The 25,737-nt window shown below is 66.6% G+C and carries 23 protein-coding genes; 12 read left to right on the top strand and 11 right to left on the bottom strand.

What is annotated here, in order from left to right; translation table 11 throughout:
* Positions 1 to 528 precede the first annotated feature (528 nt).
* Both tgt and ACM9HJ_RS27410 read left to right on the top strand, forming a co-directional pair.
* Positions 529 to 1,761, top strand: coding sequence for a tRNA guanosine(34) transglycosylase Tgt (gene tgt / locus ACM9HJ_RS27415; protein ID WP_416574978.1), 1,233 nt, complete (start codon positions 529 to 531; stop codon positions 1,759 to 1,761).
* Positions 1,758 to 2,657, top strand: coding sequence for a diguanylate cyclase (locus ACM9HJ_RS27410; RefSeq protein ID WP_416574977.1), 900 nt, complete (start codon positions 1,758 to 1,760; stop codon positions 2,655 to 2,657). Before tgt ends, ACM9HJ_RS27410 begins: the two co-directional genes overlap by 4 nt.
* On the opposite strand, the gene ACM9HJ_RS27405 is transcribed toward ACM9HJ_RS27410, so the two are convergent.
* The 4 genes from ACM9HJ_RS27405 to ACM9HJ_RS27390 all read right to left on the bottom strand — a co-directional run bounded on the left by ACM9HJ_RS27405 (position 2,658) and on the right by ACM9HJ_RS27390 (position 6,446).
* Positions 2,658 to 3,263, bottom strand: coding sequence for a hypothetical protein (locus ACM9HJ_RS27405; RefSeq protein ID WP_416574976.1), 606 nt, complete (start codon positions 3,261 to 3,263; stop codon positions 2,658 to 2,660).
* A gap of 130 nt (positions 3,264 to 3,393) precedes the next feature.
* A complete protein-coding gene (locus tag ACM9HJ_RS27400; protein WP_416574975.1) occupies positions 3,394 to 3,822 on the bottom strand; it encodes a flagellar basal body rod protein FlgC in 429 nt (142 codons plus the stop codon).
* A gap of 207 nt (positions 3,823 to 4,029) precedes the next feature.
* Complete coding sequence (locus ACM9HJ_RS27395; protein WP_416574974.1) at positions 4,030 to 4,776, bottom strand: TorF family putative porin; 747 nt, start codon at positions 4,774 to 4,776, stop codon at positions 4,030 to 4,032.
* Between the two features lie 539 nt (positions 4,777 to 5,315).
* Positions 5,316 to 6,446 carry a type III PLP-dependent enzyme gene (locus ACM9HJ_RS27390; protein WP_416574973.1) on the bottom strand — a complete coding sequence of 377 codons (1,131 nt, stop codon included), beginning with the start codon at positions 6,444 to 6,446 and terminating at the stop codon, positions 5,316 to 5,318.
* A gap of 753 nt (positions 6,447 to 7,199) precedes the next feature.
* Here ACM9HJ_RS27390 and ccmA point away from each other — a divergent pair.
* The 4 genes from ccmA to ACM9HJ_RS27370 all read left to right on the top strand — a co-directional run bounded on the left by ccmA (position 7,200) and on the right by ACM9HJ_RS27370 (position 10,826).
* Positions 7,200 to 7,907 (top strand): heme ABC exporter ATP-binding protein CcmA, encoded by a 708-nt coding sequence (gene ccmA / locus ACM9HJ_RS27385; protein ID WP_416574972.1) that lies wholly within the window; start codon positions 7,200 to 7,202, stop codon positions 7,905 to 7,907.
* A complete protein-coding gene (ccmB, locus tag ACM9HJ_RS27380; RefSeq protein WP_416574971.1) occupies positions 7,904 to 8,569 on the top strand; it encodes a heme exporter protein CcmB in 666 nt (221 codons plus the stop codon). Before ccmA ends, ccmB begins: the two co-directional genes overlap by 4 nt.
* Before the next feature lie 237 nt (positions 8,570 to 8,806).
* Positions 8,807 to 10,258 (top strand): M23 family metallopeptidase, encoded by a 1,452-nt coding sequence (locus ACM9HJ_RS27375; RefSeq protein WP_416574970.1) that lies wholly within the window; start codon positions 8,807 to 8,809, stop codon positions 10,256 to 10,258.
* Positions 10,242 to 10,826 carry a bactofilin family protein gene (locus ACM9HJ_RS27370; RefSeq protein ID WP_416574969.1) on the top strand — a complete coding sequence of 195 codons (585 nt, stop codon included), beginning with the start codon at positions 10,242 to 10,244 and terminating at the stop codon, positions 10,824 to 10,826. Before ACM9HJ_RS27375 ends, ACM9HJ_RS27370 begins: the two co-directional genes overlap by 17 nt.
* A gap of 94 nt (positions 10,827 to 10,920) precedes the next feature.
* Here ACM9HJ_RS27370 and ACM9HJ_RS27365 read toward each other — a convergent pair whose 3' ends face one another.
* The 5 genes from ACM9HJ_RS27365 to znuC form a co-directional block, all read right to left on the bottom strand.
* Positions 10,921 to 11,505, bottom strand: a complete 585-nt coding sequence (locus tag ACM9HJ_RS27365; RefSeq protein WP_416574968.1) for a periplasmic heavy metal sensor — start codon at positions 11,503 to 11,505, stop codon at positions 10,921 to 10,923.
* On the bottom strand, positions 11,502 to 12,029 hold the full coding sequence (locus tag ACM9HJ_RS27360; RefSeq protein WP_416574967.1) for a hypothetical protein: 528 nt from the start codon (positions 12,027 to 12,029) through the stop codon (positions 11,502 to 11,504). Before ACM9HJ_RS27360 ends, ACM9HJ_RS27365 begins: the two co-directional genes overlap by 4 nt.
* The gene (locus tag ACM9HJ_RS27355) at positions 12,026 to 12,721 is read right to left on the bottom strand and encodes an RNA polymerase sigma factor (protein WP_416574966.1); all 696 of its coding nucleotides are present in this window, start codon (positions 12,719 to 12,721) and stop codon (positions 12,026 to 12,028) included. The genes ACM9HJ_RS27360 and ACM9HJ_RS27355 overlap by 4 nt, the downstream gene beginning before the upstream one ends.
* A 409-nt stretch (positions 12,722 to 13,130) precedes the next feature.
* Positions 13,131 to 13,973 (bottom strand): iron chelate uptake ABC transporter family permease subunit, encoded by an 843-nt coding sequence (locus ACM9HJ_RS27350; protein WP_416574965.1) that lies wholly within the window; start codon positions 13,971 to 13,973, stop codon positions 13,131 to 13,133.
* Positions 13,909 to 14,739, bottom strand: coding sequence for a zinc ABC transporter ATP-binding protein ZnuC (gene znuC / locus ACM9HJ_RS27345; RefSeq protein WP_416574964.1), 831 nt, complete (start codon positions 14,737 to 14,739; stop codon positions 13,909 to 13,911). The genes ACM9HJ_RS27350 and znuC overlap by 65 nt, the downstream gene beginning before the upstream one ends.
* 145 nt (positions 14,740 to 14,884) lie before the next feature.
* Between znuC and ACM9HJ_RS27340 the strand changes: the two genes are divergently transcribed.
* Positions 14,885 to 15,814, top strand: a complete 930-nt coding sequence (locus ACM9HJ_RS27340) for a zinc ABC transporter substrate-binding protein (RefSeq protein WP_416574963.1) — start codon at positions 14,885 to 14,887, stop codon at positions 15,812 to 15,814.
* 55 nt (positions 15,815 to 15,869) lie between these two features.
* A complete protein-coding gene (gene dapB, locus ACM9HJ_RS27335) occupies positions 15,870 to 16,667 on the top strand; it encodes a 4-hydroxy-tetrahydrodipicolinate reductase (RefSeq protein ID WP_416574962.1) in 798 nt (265 codons plus the stop codon).
* A gap of 37 nt (positions 16,668 to 16,704) precedes the next feature.
* Here dapB and ACM9HJ_RS27330 read toward each other — a convergent pair whose 3' ends face one another.
* Complete coding sequence (locus ACM9HJ_RS27330) at positions 16,705 to 18,303, bottom strand: peptide ABC transporter substrate-binding protein (RefSeq protein ID WP_416574961.1); 1,599 nt, start codon at positions 18,301 to 18,303, stop codon at positions 16,705 to 16,707.
* 111 nt (positions 18,304 to 18,414) lie between these two features.
* On the bottom strand, positions 18,415 to 19,992 hold the full coding sequence (locus ACM9HJ_RS27325; RefSeq protein ID WP_416574960.1) for a peptide ABC transporter substrate-binding protein: 1,578 nt from the start codon (positions 19,990 to 19,992) through the stop codon (positions 18,415 to 18,417).
* A 150-nt stretch (positions 19,993 to 20,142) separates the two neighbouring features.
* Between ACM9HJ_RS27325 and ACM9HJ_RS27320 the strand changes: the two genes are divergently transcribed.
* From ACM9HJ_RS27320 to smc, 4 genes are all read left to right on the top strand, one after another.
* Positions 20,143 to 20,880 carry a TerC family protein gene (locus tag ACM9HJ_RS27320; RefSeq protein ID WP_416575004.1) on the top strand — a complete coding sequence of 246 codons (738 nt, stop codon included), beginning with the start codon at positions 20,143 to 20,145 and terminating at the stop codon, positions 20,878 to 20,880.
* A gap of 75 nt (positions 20,881 to 20,955) precedes the next feature.
* On the top strand, positions 20,956 to 21,342 hold the full coding sequence (locus ACM9HJ_RS27315) for a winged helix-turn-helix domain-containing protein (protein WP_416574959.1): 387 nt from the start codon (positions 20,956 to 20,958) through the stop codon (positions 21,340 to 21,342).
* A 101-nt stretch (positions 21,343 to 21,443) separates the two neighbouring features.
* Positions 21,444 to 22,085: a DsbA family protein gene (locus ACM9HJ_RS27310; protein WP_416574958.1), complete on the top strand. Its 642-nt coding sequence runs from the start codon at positions 21,444 to 21,446 to the stop codon at positions 22,083 to 22,085.
* A gap of 66 nt (positions 22,086 to 22,151) precedes the next feature.
* Positions 22,152 to 25,676 carry a chromosome segregation protein SMC gene (gene smc, locus ACM9HJ_RS27305; RefSeq protein ID WP_416574957.1) on the top strand — a complete coding sequence of 1,175 codons (3,525 nt, stop codon included), beginning with the start codon at positions 22,152 to 22,154 and terminating at the stop codon, positions 25,674 to 25,676.
* The last annotated feature ends 61 nt before the right edge of the window (positions 25,677 to 25,737 follow it).

Genomic DNA, 25,737 nt, shown 5'->3' with positions numbered 1-25,737 from the left:
GCACGCCTAGAGCGGATAAGTCAGTTTCCCATAGTAGATTCCCGCTCTCCATGGGAAATCCTAGATACAATGTACGACGTGGACGGCTTACCAACGTAGGAATCCACGAATCCTTACCTATATCCTCGGAAAGCTTTTAACTCAGGCCAGTGGGAGGAATTAATGCGAGTAATAATCACCGACAGTTCTGGAAAATTGATCGAAGAATGTGAAATAGAAACCAATAGTGAGATTGATATTATAATAGAAGCAAAGCGATCAATTATAGAAGATGGAGTCGCAACCCGTGAGGAAGCAGAAAATTTCTCCTACAAGATATTAAGATAGCATCCCTTATCCGAGCGTCACGCAACCCGATACAAGCTTTGTGAAGCTAGGTTCGCCACCCCTCAGTGGGCGACTGTGCCAGTTACGCGCTGGCTTCCAGCCATTCGCTGCCGCTTCTGTACAAAGGGGCGGATTTCGCCAATACCGATGCGGCAAACGCGCTGCCCGCCTGACCATCAGACCTGAAAGTCCCCGTTCCCCATGTCCAGCACCTACCCCGGCTTCTCCTTCGACATCACCCACCGCGACCCTGCCGGCTCCAAGGCCCGCATCGGCAATCTCTCCACCCCGCACGGGTCGATCCAGACGCCGAATTTCATCTTCTGCGGCACCAAGGCGGCCATCAAGGGTCTGACCACGGAACAGATGCGGGAGGAGAAGACCGATATCATCCTGGCCAACACCTATCATCTGATGATCCAGCCCGGCGCCGATCTGGTGGCCAAGCTGGGCGGCCTGCACAAGATGATGAACTGGCACGGGCCGATGCTGACCGACAGCGGCGGGTATCAGATCTTCGCCATGGGCCATGGGTCGGTGGCGGACGAGGTGAAGGGGCGGCGGACGACGACGCGGGAAAAGACGCTGCTGAAGATCACCGAGGAAGGGGCCACCTTCCGCAGCTATACCAACGGCGAAAAGCTGTTCCTGACGCCGGAAAAGTCGATCGATATCCAGCGCAAGCTGGGCCCCGACTTCGTGGTGCAGTTGGATGAATGCACGCCGTTCCATGTGGACCGGAAATACACCGCCCGGTCGATGAAGATGTCGCATCGCTGGGGCGACCGGTCGCTGGCCGCCTTCCGGGAGTTCGGTGGCATCTCCGCCAACGGCCTGCCGCAGGCCATGTATGGCATCGTGCAGGGCGGCGTCTATCCCGACCTGCGCAAGGACAGTGCGGAGATCGTGGCCAATCAGGATTTCTTCGCCACCGCCGTGGGTGGCTGCCTGGGGGCGACGCGGGAACAGATGCATGAGGTGGTGGGCATGGCCATGGCGCATGTCCATCCCACACGGCCCGTGCACCTGCTGGGCATCGGCGGCATCGTCGACATCTTCGAAGGCGTGGCCCTGGGCATCGACACGTTCGACTGCGTCAGCCCCACCCGCATCGCCCGCCATGGCTGGGCCCTGGCGCCCGGCGTGAAAGGTGAGCGGCTGAACATGCGCAATGCCCGCTTCAAGGATGATGACGGCCCGATCGACGCCGAGTGCGGTTGCTTCGCCTGCCGCACGGCCAGCCGGGGGTACATCCACCATCTGCTTAAGGCGGAAGAGATGTTGGGCATGCAGCTGCTGACCCTGCACAATGTCCACACCATGAACCGCCTGATGCGCGACGTCCGTGCCGCCATCCAGACGGGCACGCTGGCCGAGGCGCGGCGCAAGTGGGTGTGGCAGCCAGGGGATCAAGCCCAGGGGGGGCAGGAATGAGCCAGCCGGCCAGCGGCAGCAATGCGGCATCCGCCATCGTGGCCGGCCTGTCGGTCGTGGTGGACGAGCATCTGCGCTGGCTGACGCAATGGCACAAGGCCGCCCTGTTCCCCCGCGACAATGGCCAAACCGGGCCGGACGCGGCCCCGGAGCCATCCGGGTTCGCCACCTGGGTGACACGGGTGAAGAAGGGCAGCGTGGCGCATCAGCCCGCCTTTGACCGGCTGGTGCAGTTGCATGACCAGTTGCACCGCATGGGCCGCCTGACCCTGATGCGGGCGGCGGATGGCGACCTGCCGGATTACGGCACCTACAACGCCGTGCTGGAGCGGTTCGAGGAATTCATCCAGCAATGCCGGCGCATCGAACGGGCCCTGTCCGTGGCCGGCAGCGGTATCGACCCGCTGACAGGCCTGCGCAACCGTACCGGCCTGGCCGATGAGGTGGCGCGCGAACTGGCGCGTTTCGCCCGCACGGGCCAGCCCTTCTGCGTGGCGCTGTGTGACCTGGACAAGTTCAAGTCCGTCAACGACACGTACGGCCATGAGGCCGGCGACCGCGTGCTGGTGGCGGCATCCGGTTGCCTGACCCGCGGCATCCGTGCCATCGACGAGGCCTTCCGCATGGGCGGGGAGGAAATCCTGATCCTGCTGAAGGAAACGACGCTGGCGGAGTCGCTGCTGGTTCTGGACCGGCTGCGCGCCGATCTGGCGGCCACGCCGGTGCAGCTGGCCGACGGGCAGGTGCTGCGCGTCACAGCCAGCTTCGGTGCGGCGGAAGCGGTGTCGGGCCTGGGCGTGGATGCGCTGGTCGACCGGGCCGACCAGGCGCTCTATGCCGCCAAGCATGGCGGGCGGAACCGGGTGGAGGCGTGGGCGCCCCTACCCCTGCCCTGATTACTTCCCCTGCACCACATTACCCTGGTCGATGAGAATCGCCGGGAACATGTTGGTGCGGATGCTCTTGTCCAGTTCCACATCCATGTCGCCGGCCAGATCGCGGACCAGCTCCAGCATGGTCTTTTCCCGCTGGGCCAGGGTCACATCCTCCGCCACCGTGGTGGCACGGGAGACAGCGGCGGAGACGGCACCGGTGACACCGCGCGAGGTGTCTTCCACCGAGATTTCGACCTGGATCTTGCCTTCATATTTCTGCGACTGGTCCTTGGTGAACCAGCCCTTGATGCCCTTGGTCGTCTTCAGGTCAAGTTCCACGATGGAGGCATCGCGGATGATGACACGGGCCTTGCCCTGCGACCCGCCGGCCTTCAGGCGCGAACTGGCCCACAGGCGGACGGCATCGGACGGGGTCACGGGGATTTCGTGATCGACATTGGGCGGCTGCATCGGCGGGGAATAGCGGCTTTCCACCTCGATGCTGGCGACATCCAGCACGATGGGATCACGGTTGGAGAAATCCACACCAGCCGACTGGGCGGCGGCAGGCAGAACGGCCAGCAGCGGGGCGGCCAGGGCGATCGTCAGCAGCGAACGGCGCAGCATGGTGGTTTCCTGTTATCATTGTGAATGGCACATTAGGGCAGCATCGCCCCGCGCCATGGCGGATTCATGGCGCGCATCCTGCCTGTCGATTGGGCAATCGGCAAGGGTGCGGCGCAAAAAGCACTATGCCTTAGGCCAATGTGTCGATGGCGCTGCGTTCCATTTCATCCTGGGTACGGATGACGGCCAGATTGGCCTGGAAGGCGCGCAGGGAACCGATCTGGTCCACCCGTTCGGCCGCCGGATCGACATTGGGGGCCGCCACCAGCCCGTCGGCGTTCGCATCCGGGCTGTCAGGCTGATATTCGGGGATATAGGCAGGCGTCGTCGGCCGGGCCACGACGCGGGTTCCCTGCCCCTGGCCATTGGCACCGGCCACGGCGGTCTGACCGAAGCTCTGCGCCTGATAGGCCTGGGTCTGTCCGGGCTGCACAGTACCGTCCGCGGCCGGGATCGCACCCGTGCTGCGCTGGTTGGCTACATTATTGGCACTGCCGGCCAGACGCTGCGTCTGAGCCAGGGCGCCGGACAGGGCTGTAGCGGTGCTGCCGATGGACATGCTGTCCCCTTCCAACGAAGGTCCTATCATTGCGCCAACAGGCGGAACGGGCAAGTGCGGGAAAGGATAATGGCCGGCGCCCGGCGCCTGAGGGAACAAGTATAAACCCATAAAAGCAACAGCCGGCCCCTGTTTGGGGGCCGGCTGTGCCTGGACCACTTGGACTTTCCAGAGGAAGGGCGGGATAAGGCCCGCCCGGCCCCTTTATCAGAACGCGTAGGTCAGCGTGGCGACGAAACGGCCATCGCCCAGCGGAGCGGCGCCCTTGACGTCGGTGTCGGTGTACTTCAGGTCGACCGTGAACGGCTCCAGCTTGATGGCAACGCCGGCCTGATAGTCCTGATAGTCGCCGCCGCCGCTCAGCTCGTTGAAGCCGATGGCGCCGTAGACGGAGACATTATCCGTCACAGCCACCGAGGCGCCGCCCGCGAAGTACCAGGCATCGGTGCTGACGCCATAGAATTCCGGCGAGTAGTAAGCCTTACCGGTCAGCGTGACCTTGTCGATGGCATAGGCCAGATCCAGGCCGAACTCGAAATAATCCAGGTCGGCGGAGCCGTCGGCGCCCGGATAGGTGTAGTAGTAGCCACCGACCGTATAGGTCAGGTTATCGACGCTGTTCGTGTAGCCGGCGATCAGGTCGACTTCGATATCGGCGTCGAAGCCGACATCGACGTTCGAGCCCCAGGCGGACACGAAGAAGCCGCTCTCATGGCTGGCGGTCAGGCCGGCCTGGAAGGCGGGGTCGCTGTCGGTCTGGCTGTAGCCGCGGAAGACATAGTCGTTCGTGATCGCAGCGGTGCCGGAGAAGCTGAACGGCGACGACGAGGCAGCGCCGGCGGAGCCAGAAGCTTCCTGGGCCTGCGCGGCGCCAGCGGCGCCCAGCATGGTGAGTGCGATCGCGGTGGAAGCGAGCAACCGGGAGAAACGCATGAACCACTCCTTATGAGGCATTTATGGTTGGGGTCCGCACACCTTTGAGCAATTCTGATGCCACGAAGGTGCCGAACGCGCTTTCCCCCGGATTATGGGGGTTTCCAACCGGATCGCCTATAAGCCGCGCATGCTGCTGTGCAACATTCCCCCGGACTGTTGCAAAAAAAATACGCAGTGGCGCGAATGGTGCACAAAATTCCATCAACTGGCCACAAAAATGCCACAAGCCGCCTTTTTGGGGCGGCTTGTGGGTAACGCTTGCGACGATCTCAAAGTTACCAGCGGTCATTTCCATGACCGCTGGAGGCCGGCAGCCGCCGGCCCGCCGCTCGTGAGCGGTGACCCAAGCCCACGGATGTGGGCGCCCAGCACCTGAGGGAACAAACGAATTAGGCCGGCGACCGCCGGCCCGCCGCACGTGCGGTGTGAGCCAAGCCCGCGGATGCGGGCGCCCGGCGCCTGAGGGAACAAACGAATTAGGCCGGCGACCGCCGGCCCGCCGCACGTGCGGCGTGAGCCAAGCCCGCGGATGCGGGCGCCCGGCGCCTGAGGGAACACTAAATATAATAAGCATGCAGCGGCGAGAAGCCGTTGAAGTTCACCGCCGAATAGGTGGTGGTGTAGGCGCCGGTGGCCATGATCGTCACCTTGTCGCCGATCTTCAGCGAGGTCGGCAGGCGGTAATCCGCCTTTTCATACAGCACATCGGCGCTGTCGCAGGTCGGGCCGGCCAGAATCACCGGTTCGGCCGGCTCACCGTCGCGCTCGGTCTGGATCGGGTACTGGATGGCCTCGTCCATGGTCTCGGCCAGACCGCCGAACTTGCCGATATCCAGATAGACCCAGCGCTTGTCGTCATTGGCCGACTTGCGGGAGATCAGCACGACCTCCGACTGGATGATGCCGGCATTGCCCACCATGCCGCGGCCGGGCTCGATGATCGTTTCCGGCAGGCGGTTGCCGAAATGGCGACGTAAGGACTCGTTGATCGCCTCGCCATAGGCCTGGCTGGTCGGCACGTCCTTCAGGTAACGGGTGGGGAAACCGCCGCCCATATTGACCATGGACAGGACCACGCCCTGCTCCTCGCAACCGCGGAAAATGGCGGCGGCGGTGGACAGCGCGATGTCCCACTGCTTCAGGTCGCGCTGCTGGCTGCCGACATGGAACGACACGCCATAGGGCACGACATTCATCTTCGACGCCTGGATCAGCAGGTCGCGGGCCATGTCCGGCTCGCAGCCGAACTTGCGCGACAGCGGCCAGTCGGCACCTTCACCCGACGTCAGGATGCGGCAGAAGACGCGGGCACCGGGGGCGCACTCGGCGATCTTCTCCAGTTCCTCGATGCTGTCGAAGGCGAACAGGTCGATGCCCAGGCCGTGGGCGGTGCGGATATCTGCGGCCTTCTTGATCGTGTTGCCGAAGGAGATGCGGTCCGGCGTGGCGCCGGCTTCCAGGCAATACTGGATCTCCGGGACGGACGCCGTATCGAAGCAGGAGCCGTTCTCCACCAGCAGGCGCAGGATCGCCGGGGCCGGATTGGCCTTCACCGCGTAGAAGATGCGGCTGTCGGGCATGGCCGTGGCCAGCTTGCCGTAATTGTCGCGAACGACGTCCAGGTCCACGACCAGGCACGGGGTGGCGGGGGTCTGTTCAGCGAAGAATCGGGCGATCTTCTCGGTCATCTTGGACTCCGAGGCGGCATGATGCGGATAATGTGGGGGTGAAAGGCTCTGTGCCGGACCCAAATCGGGGTCCGGTTCCGCCCAAGCGTGCCGTAAACGCGGCCGGCCCAGGCGGGTCAGATACTGGTCATGACGCCAGGAAGGATCGCCGCCCCATGGCAAAGGGCGCGATCGGACGAAAAGGACAGGGAGGATGCAAGCCGCCCCCCGACAACAACAACAACCATCGTAGCCTCCAATTCGCCGCCTTGTTTAAGGGACGGACGAGGATACGCGTTACGTCGTTGCATAACCCCACCGGGTTGACGGCTCCGCCCAGTCTTGAAAACGACCATCGGGCGGGTGTGGGGGCCATAGGCACGTGCGCTGCGATAAGCGGCTATATAGGGCCGACAGCCCTGCGGCGAAAGCGGTTTTTTATGTCGGGATGGTGAAATTGCGCATAGGTCGGCTGCCGTCTGCTCAAATCACATTTTCGCCACTTTCAGGTCCGACTTTGGTCATGCGGGAGTTCCATCTTGCACCTGGGAAACGCCAAGACGTTTGAGACACCCCGTCTCGGCGGACCTTCCAGGCCCCATAATGGAATGTCCGCCCGCACCAGTCGGTCCTGCCCCGGACCGACGCCATTTACGGCCACCGCAAAAGCCCCCCGCGGTGGCCGTTTCTTTATCTGGAATTTATAGCCATTCCGCCGCCGTTTCTGGCATTTTGGCCGCCATCCGCATTCCGCCACGCCAGGAGCCGTCCCCCGTGACCCAGGGCCAGATCAGTCCCGCAGCATCGGGCCTTGCCGCCCATCGCCTGACCTGCCTGCGCGGGGAGCGGGTGGTGTTCAGCGACCTGGATTTCACCCTGTCGCCGGGCGGTGCCCTGGTCCTGCTGGGCCCCAATGGCAGCGGTAAGTCCAGCCTGCTGCGCCTGCTGGCCGGATTGTCGCATCCGTTTTCCGGTGCCCTGACCTGGAACGGTGCCGACATCGCCCAGGACCCGGATGCCCACCGCGCCCGCCTGCGCTATGCCGGGCACCAGGATGCGGTGAAGCCCACCCTGACCGCGCTGGAAAACCTGTCGACCTGGGCCGGGCTGGACGGGTTGCCGGACCCGGAGGACCGGGCGGAAAAGGCGCTGGAAGCGCTGGCCATGGACCATGTCGCCGACATGCCGGGCCGTTACCTGTCGGCCGGGCAGAAGAAGCGCGTCAATCTGGCCCGCCTTGCCCTGGCGCCCGCCAGGCAGGCGCCGCTCTGGCTGCTGGACGAGCCCGCGACCGCGCTGGACCGCGATTCGATCGACCGGCTGGCCGGCCTGATCGCCACCCACCGCAAACAAGGCGGCATGGTCGTGCTGTCCACCCACAGCGACCTGGATATCACGGGCGCCATCACCGTGAACCTGGCCGATTTCGGCGCCACCGCCGATGACGACACCGAGGAAGAGGAAGCGGGAGCCCCGGCATGAGGGGATTCCTGCGGCTGTTGCGCCGCGATCTGCGCCTGGCCCTGCGCCAGGGGGCGGATGCGGCCATGGCGGTACTGTTCTTCGTGCTCTGCGTCATCATGTTCCCCTTCGGTATCGGCCCGGAACCCGGCGTGCTGTCGCGCATCGCGCCGGGCGTCATCCTGGTGGCGGCATTGCTGGCATCGCTCCTGTCGCTGGACCGGCTGTTCCAGGCCGATCACGAGGATGGGTCGCTGGAGCTGCTGTCGCTGGCGTCGCTGCCGCTGGAGGCGGTCGCCGCGGCCAAGATCCTGGCCCATTGGCTGGTCACCGGTCTGCCGCTGATCCTGGCCGCCCCGCTGCTGGCGCTGTTCCTGAACCTGTCCGCCGACGGGTTTCCCATCCTGCTGGGCACGCTGCTGCTGGTCACCCCGCTATTGAGCCTGATCGGCGGCATCGGGGCGGGATTGACGCTGGGGGCACGCAGGGGCGGGGTTCTTCTGCCTTTACTTGTGCTTCCCCTTTACATCCCGGCGCTGATCTTCGCGGCGGCTTCCATCGATTCGGTGTTGACGGGGCAATCGGCGCGTCCGCACCTGCTGTTACTGTCCGGTCTTCTGGCCGCTGCCCTGCCCCTGGCCCCCTGGGCGGCGGCCGCATCGCTGCGCGCGACCCTGGAATAGACCGAACGGAAAGGCAGGCGCCCCCTGCCTTTCCGTTCGGCCGGTTGCACATCCGTTTGGCCTACATCGTTCGCGAATCATGACTTGCCCGAAAGATGGGCATCCCTTAAATTCCCCCCACCGGCGCCCAGTGCCGGCCAGGCGAACGCAAATGTTCGCCCAAGTCAAAACCGATCCCGGTTCCGGCAATGCCGGAGGGGGCCAAGGGATCGGCGGCACGGCATTTGACAGCACGGCATGGTGACGGGGGGCGGCTTGCTGGGTTTCTTCATGCGCAGTGAACGGGTCATCATCGTCGATGATGACAAGATCCGGTCGGTCACCATCGGCCCCGGTCAACGCCTGCGCCCGGCCCTGCTGGCCGCGGCCGCCCTGTCCGGCATGTTGATCGCCAGTGCCGGCTGGATGGCCACCGCCTTTGCGTTGCGTGACAGCCGCGACAATATCTTCCAGGTGGACCAGGGCGCCCAGAATCTGGCCACGCAGCTGGCCGACAGCCGTGAACAGCTTTCCCGCGTGGCCGGCGACCTGGACCGGGCGCGGGACGCGCTCGATGCCGCCCTGGCGGAGGAGGCGCAGTCCCGCGCCCGTATCGACGCCGCCATGGCCGTGCTGACCAATGCCGAAAAGGACGGGTCGAAGACGCCGCGCCAGCTGCTGGCCGCCGTGCGCAATGAACTGGCGCCGCTGCGCATCGGACCGGACGAGGGGAGCAGCCATCTGCGTGCCGCGCAGGAATCGCTCCAGTTGGTCACCGATGTCAGCCAGCAGGCCGCCTCGCGCCGTGCCCAGGCGGCTATCGCGGCCCTGTCGCTGGCGCTGGAGGAGGCGGAATCGCTGCCCGGCCAGGCGCAGCCCACCCTGACGCTGGCCACCGATGGTCTGGCCCGCGCCCTGGCCGAAAGCCAGGCCCAGGCACACCGCGCCCAGGCGGAGGCGGAAACGGCCTGGACCGAACGCAACGAGATGGCGGCCCAGCTGGCCAGCAATGAACAGCGGATGACCGAACTTGCGGCGGGTCAGGTGGCCCTGCTGACCCGGCTCAGCGACCATGCCGACCTGCGCATCGGTGCCATCGAAGGCGAGCTGAAGAATACCGGCCTGAACCTGGACAAGGTGCTGCGCGCCCTGGACCAGCCGCAGCGCGGCATGGGCGGCCCGCTGATCGGCCTGTCGGAACTGCCGGCGGGCGGCCTGCCGCCATCAGCGCAGGCGGCGCTGAACCAGCTCGAGTCGCGGCTGGATCGGCAGGCCCGGCTACGGTCGCTGTCCAATTACCTGCCCTTGACCCCGCCCGTGGATAATTTCTACGTCTCCAGCGGCTTCGGTGGCCGGCGCGATCCCTTCACCAACCAATGGGCCGCCCATGAGGGGCTGGATCTGGTGGCGAAGGAAGGATCGCCTGTCACCCTGCCCGCCGCCGGCCGCGTCGTCGCCATCTCCTATGACGAGGGCTATGGCCACATGGTGGAGGTGGATCACGGCCTGGGCATCCGCACCCGCTATGCCCACATGAAGAAAATCGTGGTTAAGGAAGGCGAAATGCTGGACCCTGGCCGCCAGGTTGGCACGCTGGGCGACAGCGGCCGCAGTTCCGGCCCGCACCTGCATTACGAGGTGCTGCTGGAAGGCAAGCCGGTGGATCCGTTGCGCTTCATGGAGAGGGGGCGGCATGTTTGCGAAGGTTAAGGAACGTATCGACAGCTCCACCGCCCGCCCCGCCGGCGGCGGCGGCAATGGCGGCGGGTCCGACCGTCCCATGCCCTCCATCGTCAGCCGCGACATGCGCGTGACGGGCAATCTGGACACGCCGGGCGAGGTGCATGTGGAAGGCACCGTCGATGGCGATATCAGCTGTTCCAAGCTGATCATCGGTGCCACCGGCACCGTGAACGGCCATATCCTGGCCGGGACGGTGCGCGTGCATGGCCGCGTGCAGGGGGAGATCAACGCCGAGGAGGTGTTCATCCTCAACGGCTCCACCGTGCAGGGCGATGTCGTGCAGCAATTGCTGGAGATCGCGCCCGGCGCCAGCTTCGAAGGCGCCATCCGCCGTCGGGCGACGGTCGTGGCGCCCGCCATGCTGGCCCCGCCCGTGCCGGAACCGACCGATACGGCGGCGGAGGCCGAGCCCCTGCTGCTGGCCACGGAATCCGTGGAGACGGATGAGGCGGAGGAACTGTCCGCTGCCGCATCGGCCGAACCGCTCCAAGCCGCCAATAGCGGTGATGATCTGGCGGAAAAGAAGGCCGGCTGAGGCGCGGCCAGGCACGCTCCCCTCCCCTTCCCATCGCTCTGACACGATTGGGCCTACCCCCTCCCGCTTTACGGGGGAGGGGGTAGGCCTGTCCTTACCTGCCGCCCTCCCCCGGCGGAGGCGGCGGTGGGGCCGCCATCGGCGCGCGGTCGGCATCAAGCGGGATGCCACCCGGCGGCGGGGGCATCCGCCGTTCCATCATGCGCGGGGCACGGATATCGGCCAGCCGGCGGCGGCCTTCCGGCGACAGCTTGCCCAGCACCTCGACAATGGCATCCGTCTGGGCCTTTTCCATCCCTTCACGCTCTTCGGCGGCACTGTCCAGTTCCGTCCGCAGGGCGGCGGCATCGAACGGATCGGCGCGCATCAGGTCGCGCAGGCGATCAATACGATCACGGAATGATCGTGCCTTGTCCTGGAACTTCTCCATGTCGGAACCGAAATGATCCTTCAAAATCTTGGCATCGGATTCCGGCAGATCGTCCAGCATCCGGCGCATGGCGAAGAACGGGGCACCGGGCCCGATGGGCCCACCAGGCCCTTCCGGCCCGGCCATGATGATCTTGTCGGCATGGGGCGGCTTCGGCCCCAGCCAGCGTGGAACCATGGTGCCCAGCAGGAACAGGTTCAGGCCGACCGACGCCAGCAGCGCGGTCCGGATCAGGCGGTCGCGGTTCATTGGAACAGGCTTTCCAGGGCGGAAGGGGTCAGAAGGGCGGTGGGCAGGTCATTGGCGGTTGCCGCCGCGACCGTACCTTCCGCACCAGTGCCGCCGGCCGCCGTGGAAGTGACGGGCGTAAAGGCGCCGACCAGGATGCCAGCCGCCGTACAAGCCGCCAGACCCGCCGCGCGCGGCCATGCCAGGGCCAGGGGCGCCAGCAAATCCGCGACGCGCCGCGGAAAAGGGACACGGGCGCGCACCATTCCCGGCACGGCCAAGTCGGCCAGCGCGCCGGCCACGACACGGGCCACGCGGGCATCGCTGACGGCAGGCGCCTCCAGCCGGTCCAGCAGCGCATCCAACGTCGCCGCCCGGTGCTGTTCGGCCCGCGCTTCCACGGACAGGGCCAGCAAGGACTCTGCCGATGCGCGCAGATCGTCGGGCCAGCGCCGCGGCTCCGCCCCATATTGTTCCAGCAGTGCCTGGAAGGCGGCCATCCCCATGGCCTCCTTCCCGCCTGCGATCAGTTTCGGTTCCCTCATTCTTCATCCTCCCCCACGCCCGTGATCCCCAGGGCGGTCAGCCGGCCACGCAACGCGCGCCGGGCACGGGCCAGCAGCGATTCTACCGCCGGCACCGAAAGGTCCAACATCCGCCCGGCCTCGGCGGCGCTCATTTCCTCGTAATAGCAAAGGGAGACGGCCACCCTTTGCCGTTCGGGCAGTTCGGCCAGAACCACCGCTATGGTCTCCGACATCTGCCGGCGCGCGATCAGCGTGCCGGCTGCCGGTGCCGGATCGGGCATATCGGGCGCATCGTCCAGCGCCTCGAACCCTTTCCGGCGGCGACGGTCGATGCAGAGATTGACCACGACCCGGTGCAGCCAAGTGGGAAAACGGGCGCTGCCGCCCGCCTCCCACTGGCCGGCCTTGGTCCAGACCTTGACCCAGGCCTCCTGCACCACCTCGTCCGCTTCCGCCGCGTTGTTGAGAACGCGTTGGGCCACGGACAGGGCACGGGCGCTGTGACGGGTGGCCAGAAGCGTGAACGCACCCCTGTCCCCGTCGGCGATCCGCGCCAGCAGGCTGTCATCATCATCCCTGGAATCCGCAAGAGCCATACCGGTCACGGTCACCTGCGCATCCTTGTATCGATCCCGCCCGGCCGCACCGGACTGCCGGGCGTCACGCCCCGGCAGGTCCAGCGGTGACGGAAGCCGCTTCGTCGCCAGCATGCCCCTTCCACGGGCCGGGGCGCAAACCCCTGTCGGCTGCGGGAACCGGCTGTCGTCGGTGATGGTGAAATTTTTTCGGGGCTTGGCGACAGGAACCATTTGCCTGTGGCGTAAAAGCAATATCGCAGCCGATGTCTCAATCCCACCCGAGACATCGGTCCGTGCCGCGGAAACCTGGACGCCCCATCCACCGCCGGCCCGCGATGCTGGGAAGCCCGTCCCCCGGTCTTCCGGTCCCGCCAGCCCGCCCCTTCAACGGCGGCCCCGGGGCCGGGGGCGGCACCCGAAACTTGAGTAGTTTAGTTCCTCTCTCCAGAGTAACTACCCCCGTCGCCCCTGCCTGGGCGGCGGGGGTATTTTTGTTCTGCACCCTCAGATGCCGGATGGCGGTCAGGAAAGACTGCTGCCGTCACGCCCGCGCCGGCACCACATGGCTGGCCAGGAACAGGATGGCCGCCGCCGCCACGATCGCCGGCCCGGTGGGCACATCGGCCTGAAGCGACGCGGCAAGGCCCGCCGCCACCGACCCCGCCCCGATCAGGGCCGCCAGCAGCGCCATCCCTTCCGGCCCCCGCGCGAAACGGCGGGCGGCGGCGGCGGGGATGATCAGCAGGGCGGTGACCAGCAGGATGCCCACCACCTTCATCGCCAGGGCAATGGTGACGGCGATCAGCAGGGTGAAGCCCAGGCGCACGCGGCGCACGGGCACGCCTTCCACCCTTGCCAGATCCTCATCCACGATCAGCGCCAGCAGCGGGCGCCAGATCCAGGCCAGCAAGGCCAGCACCAGCGCTCCGCCGCCCCAGATGGCATAAAGATCGTCCACGCCCACGGCCAATATATCGCCGAACAGATAGGAGAGCAGGTCCACCCGCACGCTGCCCAGCACGGCCAGCGCGATCATGCCCAGGCTGAGCGTGGAATGGGAGATGATGCCCAGCAGCGTGTCGCTGCCCAGCCGGCGCTGTTCCTGCAAAAAGGTCAGGGCCACGGCGATGGACAGGCAGACCAGGACGATGCCGGCCTGGCTGCCGATCCCGGCCAGGAAGCCCAGCGCCACGCCCAGCAGGGCCGAATGCGACAGGGTGTCGCCGAAATAGGCCATGCGCCGCCAGACGACGACGCAGCCCAGGGGACCTGTCACCAGCGCCAGCCCGATCCCGGCCGCCAGACCACGCAGCAGGAAATCATCCATGGCGATGCCCCTCGTGATGCCCATGGCCATGGTGGTGATGGTCGTGGCCGCAACCATGATGATCGCTATGGGCCGTGTGTTCCTGTCCCACCGGCACGACGCAGCCATCATCGGCATGGGAATGGTCATGACTGTGATGATAGATGGCAAGCGCTTCAGCATGTCGACCGAACAGCGCGACATATTCGGGATGGCGCGACACATCCTCCGGCTTGCCCTGGCAGCAGACATGCCGGTTCAGACAGATCACTGTGTCGGTGCGGGCCATCACCAGATGCAGATCGTGGCTGACCAGCAGCACGCCGCAGCCGCGCCGGTTGCGGATGGACCCGATCAGTTCGAACAGCTCGATCTGCCCGTGCACATCCACGGCCTGTACCGGTTCATCCAGCACCAGCAGGTCGGGCTGGCGCAACAGGGCGCGGGCCAGCAGCACACGCTGCAATTCCCCGCCCGACAGGGTCTGTACCGCCCGGTCGATGGCATGGGCCGCCCCGACCTCCGTCAGCACCTCCAGCATCTGGGCGCGCGTCGGTCGCGACCAGAGCGACAGGAAGCGGGAGACGGGCATAGGCAGCGTGGCATCCACGGTCAGGCGCTGCGGCATGTACCCGATGGACAGGCCCGGCCGGCGGGTGACACGGCCGGCATCCGGCTGCACCAGGCCCAGGCACAGTTTCACCAGACTGGTCTTGCCCGCGCCATTGGGGCCGATCAGAGTGACGATCTCCCCCTCCCCCACCCGCAGGGAGACATTGTCCAGCACGGCGCGGTCGCCGCGCGACAGGCTGAGACCCTCTGCGCTCAAAAGCGGGGTGGACAAGGGACGGCGACTCCTCCAGCGGCGGTGGGCTGAGCTGCCCTGCGCCTGTCGCAGGGTTTACGCCATGGCCGGCGCCTTGACAAACGTTACAATATAACAAATCTGCAGGTCTGTCCTTCCGTACCCCTTACAGTCCGAGTCTGCGATGTTCCGTGCCCTGTCCCTGACCCTGCTGCTGGCCACGCTCGCGATGCCGGTTCACGCCGCACCGGCGCCTGATGTCGTGGTGTCGGTGAAGCCGCTGCATTCGCTGGTGGCGGGCGTGATGAAGGGGGTGGGCGATCCTTACCTGCTGGTGCGCGGGGCCGCCAATCCCCATGCCTTCGCCCTGCGCCCATCGGATGCCAAGGCCCTGGCCGGGGCCGAACTGGTGGTCTGGGCCGGGCATCCGGTGGAAACCTTCCTGGAAAAGCCGCTGACCACCCTGGCCAAGGATGCCCAGGTACTGACCCTGGTGCGGGAGCCGTCGGTGCGGCTGCTGCCGGTGCGCACGGGCGGGGCGTGGGAAGCGCACGATCATGACCATGCGCATGAGGACCGGCCCGGCGGCGACCTGGACAGCGACGGCCATGTCTGGCTGGACCCGCTGAACGCCAAGGCCATCACCGACCTGATCGCCACCCGTCTGGCGATGCTGGACCCGGAGCGGGCGGCCACATACCGGGCCAATGCCGACAGCCAGAAGCGGGCCCTGAATGCGCTGGATGCGGAGATGAAGGCCGCCCTGGCCCCGGTGAAGGACAAGCCCTTCATCGTGTTCCATGACGCCTATCATTATCTGGAGGACCGGTATGGCTTGGCGGCGGCCGGCGCCATCACCGTGTCGCCGGATCAGCCGCCGGGGGCGGCCCGCCTGTCGGCGCTGCGCGACCGGATCAACAAGGCCGGTGCCGTCTGCGTCTTCGCCGAACCGCAGTTCGAACCGGCCCTGGTCCGCACCCTGGCGCAAGGAACCAAGGCCCGTACCGGCGTGCTGGACCCGGAAGGGGCGGACATTCCCGACGGGCCGGACCTGTATGGCAAGCTGATGCGCTTCAACATGCGCTCACTGGTGGATTGCCTTTCCGGGGGCTGATCCCGGACGCCCGGCATGCTATCCGTCCTTCCGACGAAAGCTTGGAGGCAAGGTCATGCGTATCGGGATCGTGGGCGGTGGCGGCCGCATGGGGCAGATGCTGATCCGCGAGGTGCTGGGCACGAAAGGCGCCACCTTGTCGGGTGCGACGGAACGGGCCGGGTCGGCCAGCATCGGCCGCGACCTGGGCACGCTGGTCGGGGCCGACCCGGTGGGCGTCGTCATCACCGATGATGCGGCGGCGCTGTTCGCGGCATCCGATGCCGTGATCGACTTCACCGCCCCTGCCGCCACGGTGGCGCATGCGGCATTGGCTGCCGAACATGGCACCGCCCTGATCGTGGGCACCACCGGCCTGACGGCGGACGATCATGCCAGGCTGACCGAAGCGGGTGCCAAGGCGCCCCTGGTCGTTTCCGCCAATTTCAGCCTGGGCGTCACCCTGTTGGCCGGCCTGGTGCGCAAGGTCGCCGCCACCCTGGGGCCCGACTGGGATATCGAGGTGGTGGAAATGCACCATCGCCACAAGGTCGATGCGCCCAGCGGCACCGCGCTGGCATTGGGCCGCGCCGCCGCCGCCGGACGCGGGGTCGACCTGATGGAGGTCAAGGACGCCGTGCGCGACGGGCACACGGGTGCGCGCAAGGTCGGCGATATCGGCTTTGCCACCCTGCGCGGTGGCGATGTGGTGGGCGAGCATACGGTGATGTTCGCGACCGAGGCGGAGCGGCTGGAACTGACTCACAAGGCCGGCAGCCGCACCATCTTCGCCCGCGGTGCCGTCCGCGCCGCCCTGTGGGCCGCCGGCAAGGCGCCGGGGGTCTATTCGATGGATGACGTGCTGGGGCTTTAAGGCATCCGGGGGCGCCGATCGGCGCCCCCAAAACCCCTTACTTCGTTACTTCCAGATACTGCGACAGGTTGAAATCCAGCGGGTTGGGCACCCAGCCCTTGACCCGCGGATCGACCAGCCGGCGCCGCGTATTGTGGGTCAGGGCCACGATGCTGTTGGCTGCCAGCGCCAGCGCCTCGGCCCGCTTCATCAGTTCGATGCGTCTGGCCGGATCGGTGCTGGCATTGGCCTCGTCCAGCAGCTTGTCATAGGAAGGGTCCTTGTACCCGGGCAGGTTCTGCTGTTCCACATCGCTGCGGAACAGTTGCAGGAAGGAATTGGCGTCCGGGTAATCGCCGATCCAGGCGTAATACATGATGTCCGGATAGCTCTTCTGGTTGCCGATGCTGGCCACCACCCGGAATTCCTGATTGTTCAGCCGCGTCTTCACGCCCAGTTTCTGCCGCCACATGGCGGCCACGGCGACCACGACCTTGCGGGCATTGTCGTTGGTGTAATGCAGGATCTCGATCTCCGGCAGCTCCTTGCCGCCCGGCCCGTAGCCCGCCTCCGCGAACAGCTTCTTGGCCATCTCGTCGCGCTGTGCCTGCGGCCAGGCGGCCCATTCCGGCTTGGGCGGTTCATAGCCGCCGACATTGCCCGGCGGGGTAAAGGTGAAAGCCGGCTTCTCGCCCCCGCCCACCACCTTGTCGGCGATGGTCTCCCGGTCCACGGCCAGCACCAGGGCGGCGCGCAGCTTGGCGTTGGATTTCCAGGGCTCGTTCTTCAGATTGAAGGACATGTAATAGGTGGAATAGGTCTGTCCGGCCGTATAGGCCGATGCCAGATTTTCCTTGGCGAAGTTGATCTGCGGGTTGGGCAGGTTTTCCGTGGACAGCAGCTCGCCCGCCCGGAATTTCTTAAATTCCGTGTCCTGATTGTCGATCGGGTAGGAGAGGACGGTGTCGATCTTCACATTCGCGGCATCGTGATAGAACGGGTTCTTCACCGTCTTGATGTGCGACTGCGGCACATATTCCACCAGCTTGTAGGCGCCGTTGGAGACCATGTTGCCGGGGCTGGTGAAATTCTCCCCGAACTTCTCGACATTCGCCTTATTCACCGGGGCCATGGCCAGATGCTGGAGCGAGGCCAGGAAATAGCCGGTGGGCCGTTCCAGGGTGACCTTCAAGGTGCGGGCATCCAAAGCCTCCACCCCCAGCTTGTCCGTGGGCATCCTGCCCGCCGTCACCGCCGTGCCATTGACGATGGGCCAGACGAAATAGGCGTAGGGCGAGGCATGCTTAGGATCGGCCAGCCGGCGCCAGGAGAAGACGAAATCCGCCGCCGTCACCGCCGTACCGTCCGACCATTTGGCATCGGCGCGGAGCGTGAAGGTATAGACGCGGCCATCGGCACTGACGCTATGGCCCTCCGCCACGCCCTTGCGGGCCTGGCCCCTGGCGTCCAGGGAATAAAGCCCCTCGAACAGATCGTAGATGATGCGCGCGGCCGGCTGCAATTCCGACTTGGTGGGGTCCAGCGTGTCGGGCGAGGCGCCGGAACCGCGGGTATAGACCATTTCGGCCTGGGCAGGGATTGACAGGGGCGCCAGGGCGAAGGCGGCCAGCAAGGGCAGAAGGCGGGTGGTTTTCATCTGTCTTCCAAATGCGTAGGTCAGGTCGAGCCAAAGGCGAGCCCTGACAAGCGACGGTGCCAAAGGATGTCAGGGCTCGGGCTTGCGCCCTCGACCTGACCTACGGGAGGGTCAGCCCTTCACATCCAGGAACCGGGACGGATTCTGGTCCAGCGGCGTCCTGTTCCAGCCCACGACACGCGGGTTGACCAGGCGGCGGCGGGTATTGTGGAAGATCGGGATCAGCGGGAAGTCGGCCAGATACAGGTTCTCCGCCTGGCCCAGCAGGGACAGCCGTTCGGCCGGGTCCAGGCTGGCATTGGCGCGGTCCAGCAGCGCGTCATAAGCCTTGTTCTCATAGGCCGGATAGTTCTGCTGGGCCACATCGCTGCGCAGCAGCTTCAGGAAATTGATCGGATCGGGGAAATCGCCGATCCAGCCATAGAACAGCAGGTCCTTGTAGGTCTTCTGGTTGCCGATGGAGGAGACGACACGGAATTCCTGGTTGTTCAGGACCGTCTCCACGCCCAGCTTCTGCTTCCACATGGCGCTGACGGCGATCAGGGTGCGCTTGTTGTTCTCGTTCTGGGTCATCAGCACTTCCACGGGCGGCAGGGGCTTGCCCCCCGGCCCGTAGCCGGCTTCCACCAGCAGCTTCTTGGCCTGGGCGTCGCGCTCGGCGGCCGGCAGGTCGGCCCAGGCGGGGCGCGGCGGCTCGTACCCCGCCACCCGGCCCGGCGGGGTGAAGGTGTAGGCGGGGCGCAGATCGCCCTGCAGAACCTTGTTGACGATGACGTCGCGGTCGATGGCCATGGACAGGGCGGCGCGCAGCTTGGGGTTCGACTTCCAGGGCTCATGCGTCAGATTGGCGGCCAGGAAGAAGGTGGAATAGGTGGGGGTGGGCGTGTAATCCGCCCCCGCCTCCTTGCGGGCCCAGTCCACGGCAGTGATGGGCAAGGTGTAGGTGACGTCCAGTTCCCCGGCGCGATAACGCTTCAGTTCGGTATCCACATTCTCCGTCACGTAATGCATGACGGTGTCGATCTTCACGTTCGCCGCGTCGCGGAAGTTCGGGTTCTTGACCAGCTTCAGATGCGTCTGCGGGATCGATTCAGCCAGCTTGTAGGCGCCGTTGCCCACCACCTGACCGGCCGGCACGCCTTCCTTCACCGGCGACATCGACTGGTGCGCGATCTGGCCCAGGAAATAGGCGGCGGGTTCCACCAGCTTGACCCGGAAGATCAGGTCGCCCACGGCCTCCACCCCCAGCTCTGTGGGCGGCTTGGTGCCGGCCGTCACCTCCTTGCCGTTGACGATGGGCCAGACATAGTAGGCATAGGGAGAGGCCTGCACCGGGCTAGCCAGACGGCGCCAGGCATAGACGAAGTCCTTGGCCGTCACCTTCGTCCCGTCCGACCAACGGCCCTCGGGGCGCAGGTGGAACGTGTAGGTGCGGCCATCGGGACTGACCTCCCAGCTGCCGGCGGCACCGGCGATGGGCTTGCCTTCCGGCCCGGGGGTCAGCAGCCCTTCATAGAGATCGTAGATGACGATGGATTCGGGGTGCAGGTCGGCCTTGCCGGGATCGATGGTGCCGGGGGCCGACCCGATGCCGCGCCGGAGCACCGTCTCCGCCCCCGCCTCCATCGGTGCCATCAGCGGCAGCAGGGCCAGGGAGGAGAGGAGCAGCGTACGGGCCAGACGGCGCATGGGCATGGTTCCTTTTGTGTCCGATTTGCCGGTCACGCTATGCCCGATGGGCCGGCCCCGCAAGAGCCACCGAAGGCGGCTTGTGCGGCGGCAAATGGTCCCAATATGGTGCTATTCTTAATGAACCATTTCCATTGGCAGGTGGAATACATGTTTGAATGGCTATCCGACCCTCATGCCTGGGCCAGTCTGGCGACCTTGACGGCGCTAGAGATCGTGCTGGGCATCGACAACATCATCTTCATATCGATCATGGCCAACCGGTTGCCCGAGGCGCAGCGCGCCAAGGCGCGGCAGCTTGGCCTGGCGCTGGCGCTGATCATGCGTCTGGGCCTTCTGGCGTCCATCGCCTGGATCGTGTCGCTGACGACGCCCCTGTTCAGTGCCTTCGGCCTGGACATCTCGGCCCGCGACCTGATCCTGCTGGGCGGTGGCCTGTTCCTGTTATGGAAGGGCACACAGGAGATCCACCACACGATGGAAGGCCAGCACGAGGAGGAGGGCAAGTCCCGCGTGGTGGCCACCTTCGGCGGTGTCATCGCCCAGATCCTGGTGCTCGACATCGTCTTCTCGCTGGACAGCGTCATCACGGCCGTGGGCATGGCCAATGACCTGCCGGTGATGATCACGGCCGTCATCATCGCCGTCCTGGTCATGCTGTTCGCGGCCGGCCCGACGTCGCGCTTCGTGCAGGACCATCCGACGGTGAAGATGCTGGCGCTGGCCTTCCTGATCCTGGTGGGCGTGGCGTTGATCGCCGACGGGCTGCATTTCCATATCCCCAAGGCCTATCTCTACTTCGCCATCGCCTTCTCGGTGGGGGTGGAGAGCCTGAACCTGCTGGCCGCCAAGAAGCGGCGGGCCAAGGCGGGTGCCGGCGGCCATTGACGCCGGGGGCTTTTAGCACCCAATTGTTGGGGCGGCCGGCAACGGCCGCCCCTTTTCATTCCCCCGGATGGACCCATGACCCGCCTGACCCTGCGCCTGGATTTCGCCAATGGCAGCCAGATCGGCCCCGGCAAGATCAAACTGCTGCAAGCGATCGAGGCTACGGGTTCCATCGCCGCGGCGGGCCGGTCCATGGGCATGTCCTATCGCCGGGCCTGGCTGCTGGTCGACCAGATCAACCGTGCCTTCACCCAACCGGCCGTAACCGGCCAGACCGGCGGCAGCGGCGGCGGCGGCACGGCCCTGACCGACTGGGGCCGGGAACTGGTTTCGCTCTACCGGCAGGTGGAGGCCGACAGCCTGCGCGCCAATGCCGAAGCGCTGACGCGGATGGAGGGGATGCTGGGGACGAAGGTGGAACCGGCGGAAGATGGGAAGCAGGAAGATGGCGCGGAAGCCTGAACGACGCTCATTGTCCGGTCCGCGTCCCGCAACCGCCTTGCCGCCGCCATGATCATCCCCCTATAGTCGTGCCAATATTTCCCCTGGTGGAGTTCCTACCCGTGAGCGGTTCCGACTTTTCCCGTCGTCAGCTTCTGGCCGCCGGTGCCGCCCTGTCGCTGGCCCCATCCTTGCCGGCCCTGGGCCAGGCCGCCCCTGTCATCGATGTGAAGGCCGCCACGGCCGACATCGTCTATGGCAACCCGAACGCCAAGGTGACGGTGGTCGAATACGCTTCGCTGGCCTGCTCGCACTGCGCGCATTTCGAGAAGGAGATGCTGCCGACCTTCAAGAAGGAATTCATCGACACGGGTGAAGTGAAGCTGATCTTCCGCGACTATCCGCTGAACGGCCCGGGCCTGCGTGCCCATATGCTGATGCGCTGCGCCGGCGGGGCTAAGACCCAGGCACTGAAGACCGCGATCTTCGGCAGCCAGGCCACGTGGCTGAACCAGAACTTCCTGGTCAACCTAGCCAATATCGGCAAGCTGGCCGGCGTGTCCCAGGCACAGTTCGATGCCTGCATGGCCACCAAGCCGCTGGAGGATTTCATCATCAAGAGCCAGTACACGGCGGCCCAGGAACATCAGGTCAATTCCACGCCGACCTTCATCGTGAATGGCGAATATGTCATCGCCGGCGCCTATCTGGACCAGCTGACCGACGCCGTGGTCAAGGCCGGCGCCAAGCGCAAGGCATCCTGACCGCAAGCGGGGCGGCGGCAGCCGGCTTGAGCCTTCATCGTTCCGCTTTCCCGGACCCGTCGCCCCGTGCAGTTCACCAAGCTCCGCCTTTCCGGTTTCAAATCCTTCGTCGATCAGACCGAGCTGCTGATCGAGCCGGGGCTGACGGGTGTCGTCGGCCCCAATGGCTGCGGCAAGTCCAACCTGCTGGAAGCGCTGCGCTGGGCCATGGGCGAAACCTCCGCCAAGCGCATGCGCGGCGAGGATATGGACGATGTCATCTTCGGCGGCACCGCGACCCGTCCGGCCCGCAATATCTGTGAAGTGACCATGGTGCTGGGCAACAATGCCCGGACAGCACCCCCGCCCTTCACCGACGCCGACGAGTTGGAGATCACTCGCCGGCTGGAGCGCGGGTCGGGATCGGATTACCGCATCAATGGCAAGCTGGTGCGCGCCCGCGACGTGCAGATCCTGTTCGCCGACCATTCATCGGGTGCCAACAGCCCGTCCATGGTCAGCCAGGGCCGCGTCGGCGCCCTGATCAATGCCAAGCCCGCCGACCGGCGGCAGCTGCTGGAGGAGGCGGCGGGGATCAGCGGCCTGCATGCCAGGCGGCATGAGGCCGAACTGCGCCTGCGTGCGGCAGAGACCAATCTGACGCGGCTGGAGGATGTGCTGGCCGCCATGGACGGGCAGTTGCAGGGCCTGCGCAAACAGGCCCGCCAGGCCCAGCGCTATCGTCAGTTGCAGGATCATATCCGCCGGGCCGAGGCGCAGTTGCTGCATCAGCGCTGGGTGGAGGCGAATCGGCTGCTGGACCGGGCCCGCGATGGGCATGCCGCCGCCGATCAGGCTGTGCGCGACCAGATGCTGGCCGTCACCAGCACCACCAATGCCCGCGACAATGCGGCAGACGCCGTGCCGCCGCTGCGTCAGGAGGATGCCGCCGCCGGGGCCGCCTTGCAGCGCCTGATCCTGGCACGCGAACAGCTGGACGCAGAAGAAGCGCGGGTCAAGGAGGCGCATGGCGCCACGCAGCGCCGGCTGGCGCAGTTGGCCACCGATCTTGCCCGCGAACGGTCGCTGGCCGCCGATGCCGACAGTGCGGCCGCCCGGCTGGCTGAGGAACGCGCCGGCCTGCTGGACGCGCAGGGCGAGGAGGCGATGGAACTGGAGGCGGCGGAAGAGGCGCTGCTGACGGCGCGGGATACGGTGGAGGCGGCGGAGCGCGACCTGTCCCGTGCGCTGGAGAAGGCCGCGTCGGAGGAAGCCGCCCGCACCGGCGCATCCAGCCGTCTGCGCGATGCGCAGGCACGGTTGACCACACTGGAGAAACGGCTGGCGGAGCAGGCCGGACAGCTGGCCGATCTGGATGCACGGGTCGGTGACGAGACGGTGCTGGAGGCGGCGGCCGAGGCGCTGGCCCTGGCCGAAGAACGGCAGGAACTGGCGCGCGCGGCGGCGGAAGAGGCGGAAGCCGCCAAGCAGGCGGCCGACAGCACCCTGGAACAGGTGCGCGCCGACGGGCAGGACGCCCTGGCCGAGGCGCGCGCCGGGCTGTCCAGTGCCGAGGCGCGGGGCACCCTGCTGCGGGCGGAGCGCGACGGGCTGCGCGCCCTGCTGAACCTGGAGGAGGAGGACCTGTTCCCGCCACTGATCGATGCGGTGACGGTGGCCGCCGGTTATGAGCAGGCTTTGGCGGCAGCCCTGGGGGATGATCTGACGGCACCACTGGACGAGGCGGCGGCGCGGCATTGGCGCAACCTGCCACCCCTGGCCACAATCGTCCCGCTGCCCGATGGGGTGGAGGCGCTGTCGGCCCATGTGCGGGGACCGGCGGAACTGACCCGCAGCCTGTCGCATATCGGGCTGGTGGGTGATGCCGCCACGGCGCGGCTTCTGGCCCCTGCCCTGTCGCCCGGCCAGGTGCTGGTCAGCCGTGATGGTGGCGCCTGGCGCTGGGACGGGCTGACCAGCACGCCGGGTGCCCCCACGGCGGCGGCCATCCGCCTGACCCAGCGCAACCGGCTGGCGGAGATCGAGGCGGAGCTGGAAGCGGCCGACGCGGCGACGGCCGAGGCGCGGCGCGCCCATGCGCAGGTGGCGGCCGATGCCGATGCCGCCATCCTGGCCGCCAGACGCGCGCAGGAAACCGCCATTGCCGGCGACCGGCAGGCGCGCGAGGCGGTGCGGTTGGCCTTCACCGCCGTCGATCAGGCCCGCGCCGCCCAGTCCCGCCTGACCGGGGAAGCCGCCGCCGCCCGGTCGAAGCGCGACGCCCTGGCCCAGGCGCTGGAGGTGCTGGGCGCCGACAAGGGGGAGGCCGCGCGCATGGCCGCCGAGGCACAAGCGGCACTGGACGAACTGCCCGACCCCACCCTGGCGCGCATGGACGTAGCCGACGCCCGTGGGATGGTGGCCGAACAGCGCGGGCACCTGACCGGCGCGCAAGGGGCCGTGGACCGGGTGCGGCGCGACGCCGAACAGCGCCGCCGCCGCCTGTCCGCACTGGAGGCGGAAGAAGCCTCCTGGAAGGCCCGCGTGGCGGGGGCGGCGGCGCGCCTGTCGGAACTGACGGAACGGGCCGAGGAGGGACAGGCCGAGTTGGAGATGCTGGCCGAACGGCCCATCGAGATCGAGGCGGAGCGCGAGGCGCTGCGCGGCCATATCGCCGCCGCCGAACGAAACCGCCGCCAGACCGGTGACGCGCTGGCCGAGGCGGAGACCGCCCTGTCCCAGAGCGACCAGGGCGTGCGCAAGGCGGAAGCCGCCCTGGCCGACGCCCGCGAAGCCCGCGCCCATGCCGAAGCCGCCGTTTCCCAGTCGCTGACCGCCCTGGCCGCACTGGTGGAGCGGGTGCGGGAGAAGCTGGATTGCGCGCCGGGTGAAGTTTTGTCCGTGGCCGGTGTCGATGCCGATGAGGAGATGCCGCCGCCCACCCAGCTGGAACAGCGTCTGGCGCGCCTGCTGGAGGACAGGGAACGTATCGGCCCGGTCAATCTGCGCGCCGAGGTCGAACTGGCGGAGATGGAGGAGCAGACAGCCAAGCTGACGGCCGAACGCGACGACCTGACCGCCGCCATCGCCCGCCTGCGCCAGGGCATCGGCGCCATCAACCGCGAGGCACGGGAAAAGCTGCTGGCCAGCTTCGAACTGGTGGACGGGCATTTCCAGCGACTGTTCACGCGGCTGTTCGGCGGCGGCACCGCGCATCTGAAGCTGACCGAATCGGAGGACCCGCTGGATGCGGGGCTGGAGATCTATGCCAGCCCGCCGGGCAAGAAATTGCAGGTCCTGTCGCTGCTGTCGGGCGGGGAACAGGCGCTGACGGCCCTGTCGCTGCTGTTCGCCGTGTTCCTGTGCAATCCGGCCCCTGTCTGCGTGCTGGACGAGGTGGATGCGCCCCTGGACGAGGCCAATGTCGGCCGTTTCTGCGATATGGTGGAGGAGATGGCCGCCGATGGCGCCACGCGCTTCCTGATCGTCACCCACCACCGGCTGACCATGGCCCGCATGCACCGGCTGTTCGGTGTCACCATGATGGAACGCGGCGTCAGCCAGCTTGTCTCCGTCGATCTGGCGCGGGCGGCAGAGATGGTGGACGCTTAGGTTTTCTTGTTCCCTCAGGCGCCGGGCGCCGCCATCCGGCGGCTTGGCTTGACAGCGCACG

The sequence above is a fragment of the Niveispirillum sp. KHB5.9 genome (genome assembly GCF_048066115.1).
In the GTDB taxonomy this organism is placed as follows: Bacteria; Pseudomonadota; Alphaproteobacteria; order Azospirillales; family Azospirillaceae; genus Niveispirillum.
Note: the sequence above shows the minus strand (reverse complement) of the source record. Positions and strands in the feature narration are given on the sequence as shown.

Bases quoted from the DNA above. Each gene is read 5' to 3' on its own strand.
- ccmB (WP_416574971.1), top strand. From the start codon at position 7,904: ATGAGGGGATTCCTGCGGCTGTTGCGCCGCGATCTGCGCCTGGCCCTG.
- ACM9HJ_RS27365 (WP_416574968.1), bottom strand. From the start codon at position 11,505: ATGAACCGCGACCGCCTGATCCGGACCGCGCTGCTGGCGTCGGTCGGC.
- ACM9HJ_RS27400 (WP_416574975.1), bottom strand. From the start codon at position 3,822: ATGTCCATCGGCAGCACCGCTACAGCCCTGTCCGGCGCCCTGGCTCAG.
- ACM9HJ_RS27410 (WP_416574977.1), top strand. From the start codon at position 1,758: ATGAGCCAGCCGGCCAGCGGCAGCAATGCGGCATCCGCCATCGTGGCC.
- ACM9HJ_RS27355 (WP_416574966.1), bottom strand. From the start codon at position 12,721: ATGCTGGCGACGAAGCGGCTTCCGTCACCGCTGGACCTGCCGGGGCGT.
- ACM9HJ_RS27405 (WP_416574976.1), bottom strand. From the start codon at position 3,263: ATGCTGCGCCGTTCGCTGCTGACGATCGCCCTGGCCGCCCCGCTGCTG.
- ACM9HJ_RS27390 (WP_416574973.1), bottom strand. From the start codon at position 6,446: ATGACCGAGAAGATCGCCCGATTCTTCGCTGAACAGACCCCCGCCACC.
- ACM9HJ_RS27330 (WP_416574961.1), bottom strand. From the start codon at position 18,303: ATGAAAACCACCCGCCTTCTGCCCTTGCTGGCCGCCTTCGCCCTGGCG.
- dapB (WP_416574962.1), top strand. From the start codon at position 15,870: ATGCGTATCGGGATCGTGGGCGGTGGCGGCCGCATGGGGCAGATGCTG.
- ACM9HJ_RS27340 (WP_416574963.1), top strand. From the start codon at position 14,885: ATGTTCCGTGCCCTGTCCCTGACCCTGCTGCTGGCCACGCTCGCGATG.
- ACM9HJ_RS27350 (WP_416574965.1), bottom strand. From the start codon at position 13,973: ATGGTTGCGGCCACGACCATCACCACCATGGCCATGGGCATCACGAGG.
- ACM9HJ_RS27325 (WP_416574960.1), bottom strand. From the start codon at position 19,992: ATGCGCCGTCTGGCCCGTACGCTGCTCCTCTCCTCCCTGGCCCTGCTG.
- ACM9HJ_RS27320 (WP_416575004.1), top strand. From the start codon at position 20,143: ATGTTTGAATGGCTATCCGACCCTCATGCCTGGGCCAGTCTGGCGACC.
- ACM9HJ_RS27360 (WP_416574967.1), bottom strand. From the start codon at position 12,029: ATGAGGGAACCGAAACTGATCGCAGGCGGGAAGGAGGCCATGGGGATG.
- ACM9HJ_RS27375 (WP_416574970.1), top strand. From the start codon at position 8,807: ATGGTGACGGGGGGCGGCTTGCTGGGTTTCTTCATGCGCAGTGAACGG.
- ACM9HJ_RS27370 (WP_416574969.1), top strand. From the start codon at position 10,242: ATGTTTGCGAAGGTTAAGGAACGTATCGACAGCTCCACCGCCCGCCCC.
- ACM9HJ_RS27395 (WP_416574974.1), bottom strand. From the start codon at position 4,776: ATGCCTCATAAGGAGTGGTTCATGCGTTTCTCCCGGTTGCTCGCTTCC.
- ACM9HJ_RS27315 (WP_416574959.1), top strand. From the start codon at position 20,956: ATGACCCGCCTGACCCTGCGCCTGGATTTCGCCAATGGCAGCCAGATC.
- tgt (WP_416574978.1), top strand. From the start codon at position 529: ATGTCCAGCACCTACCCCGGCTTCTCCTTCGACATCACCCACCGCGAC.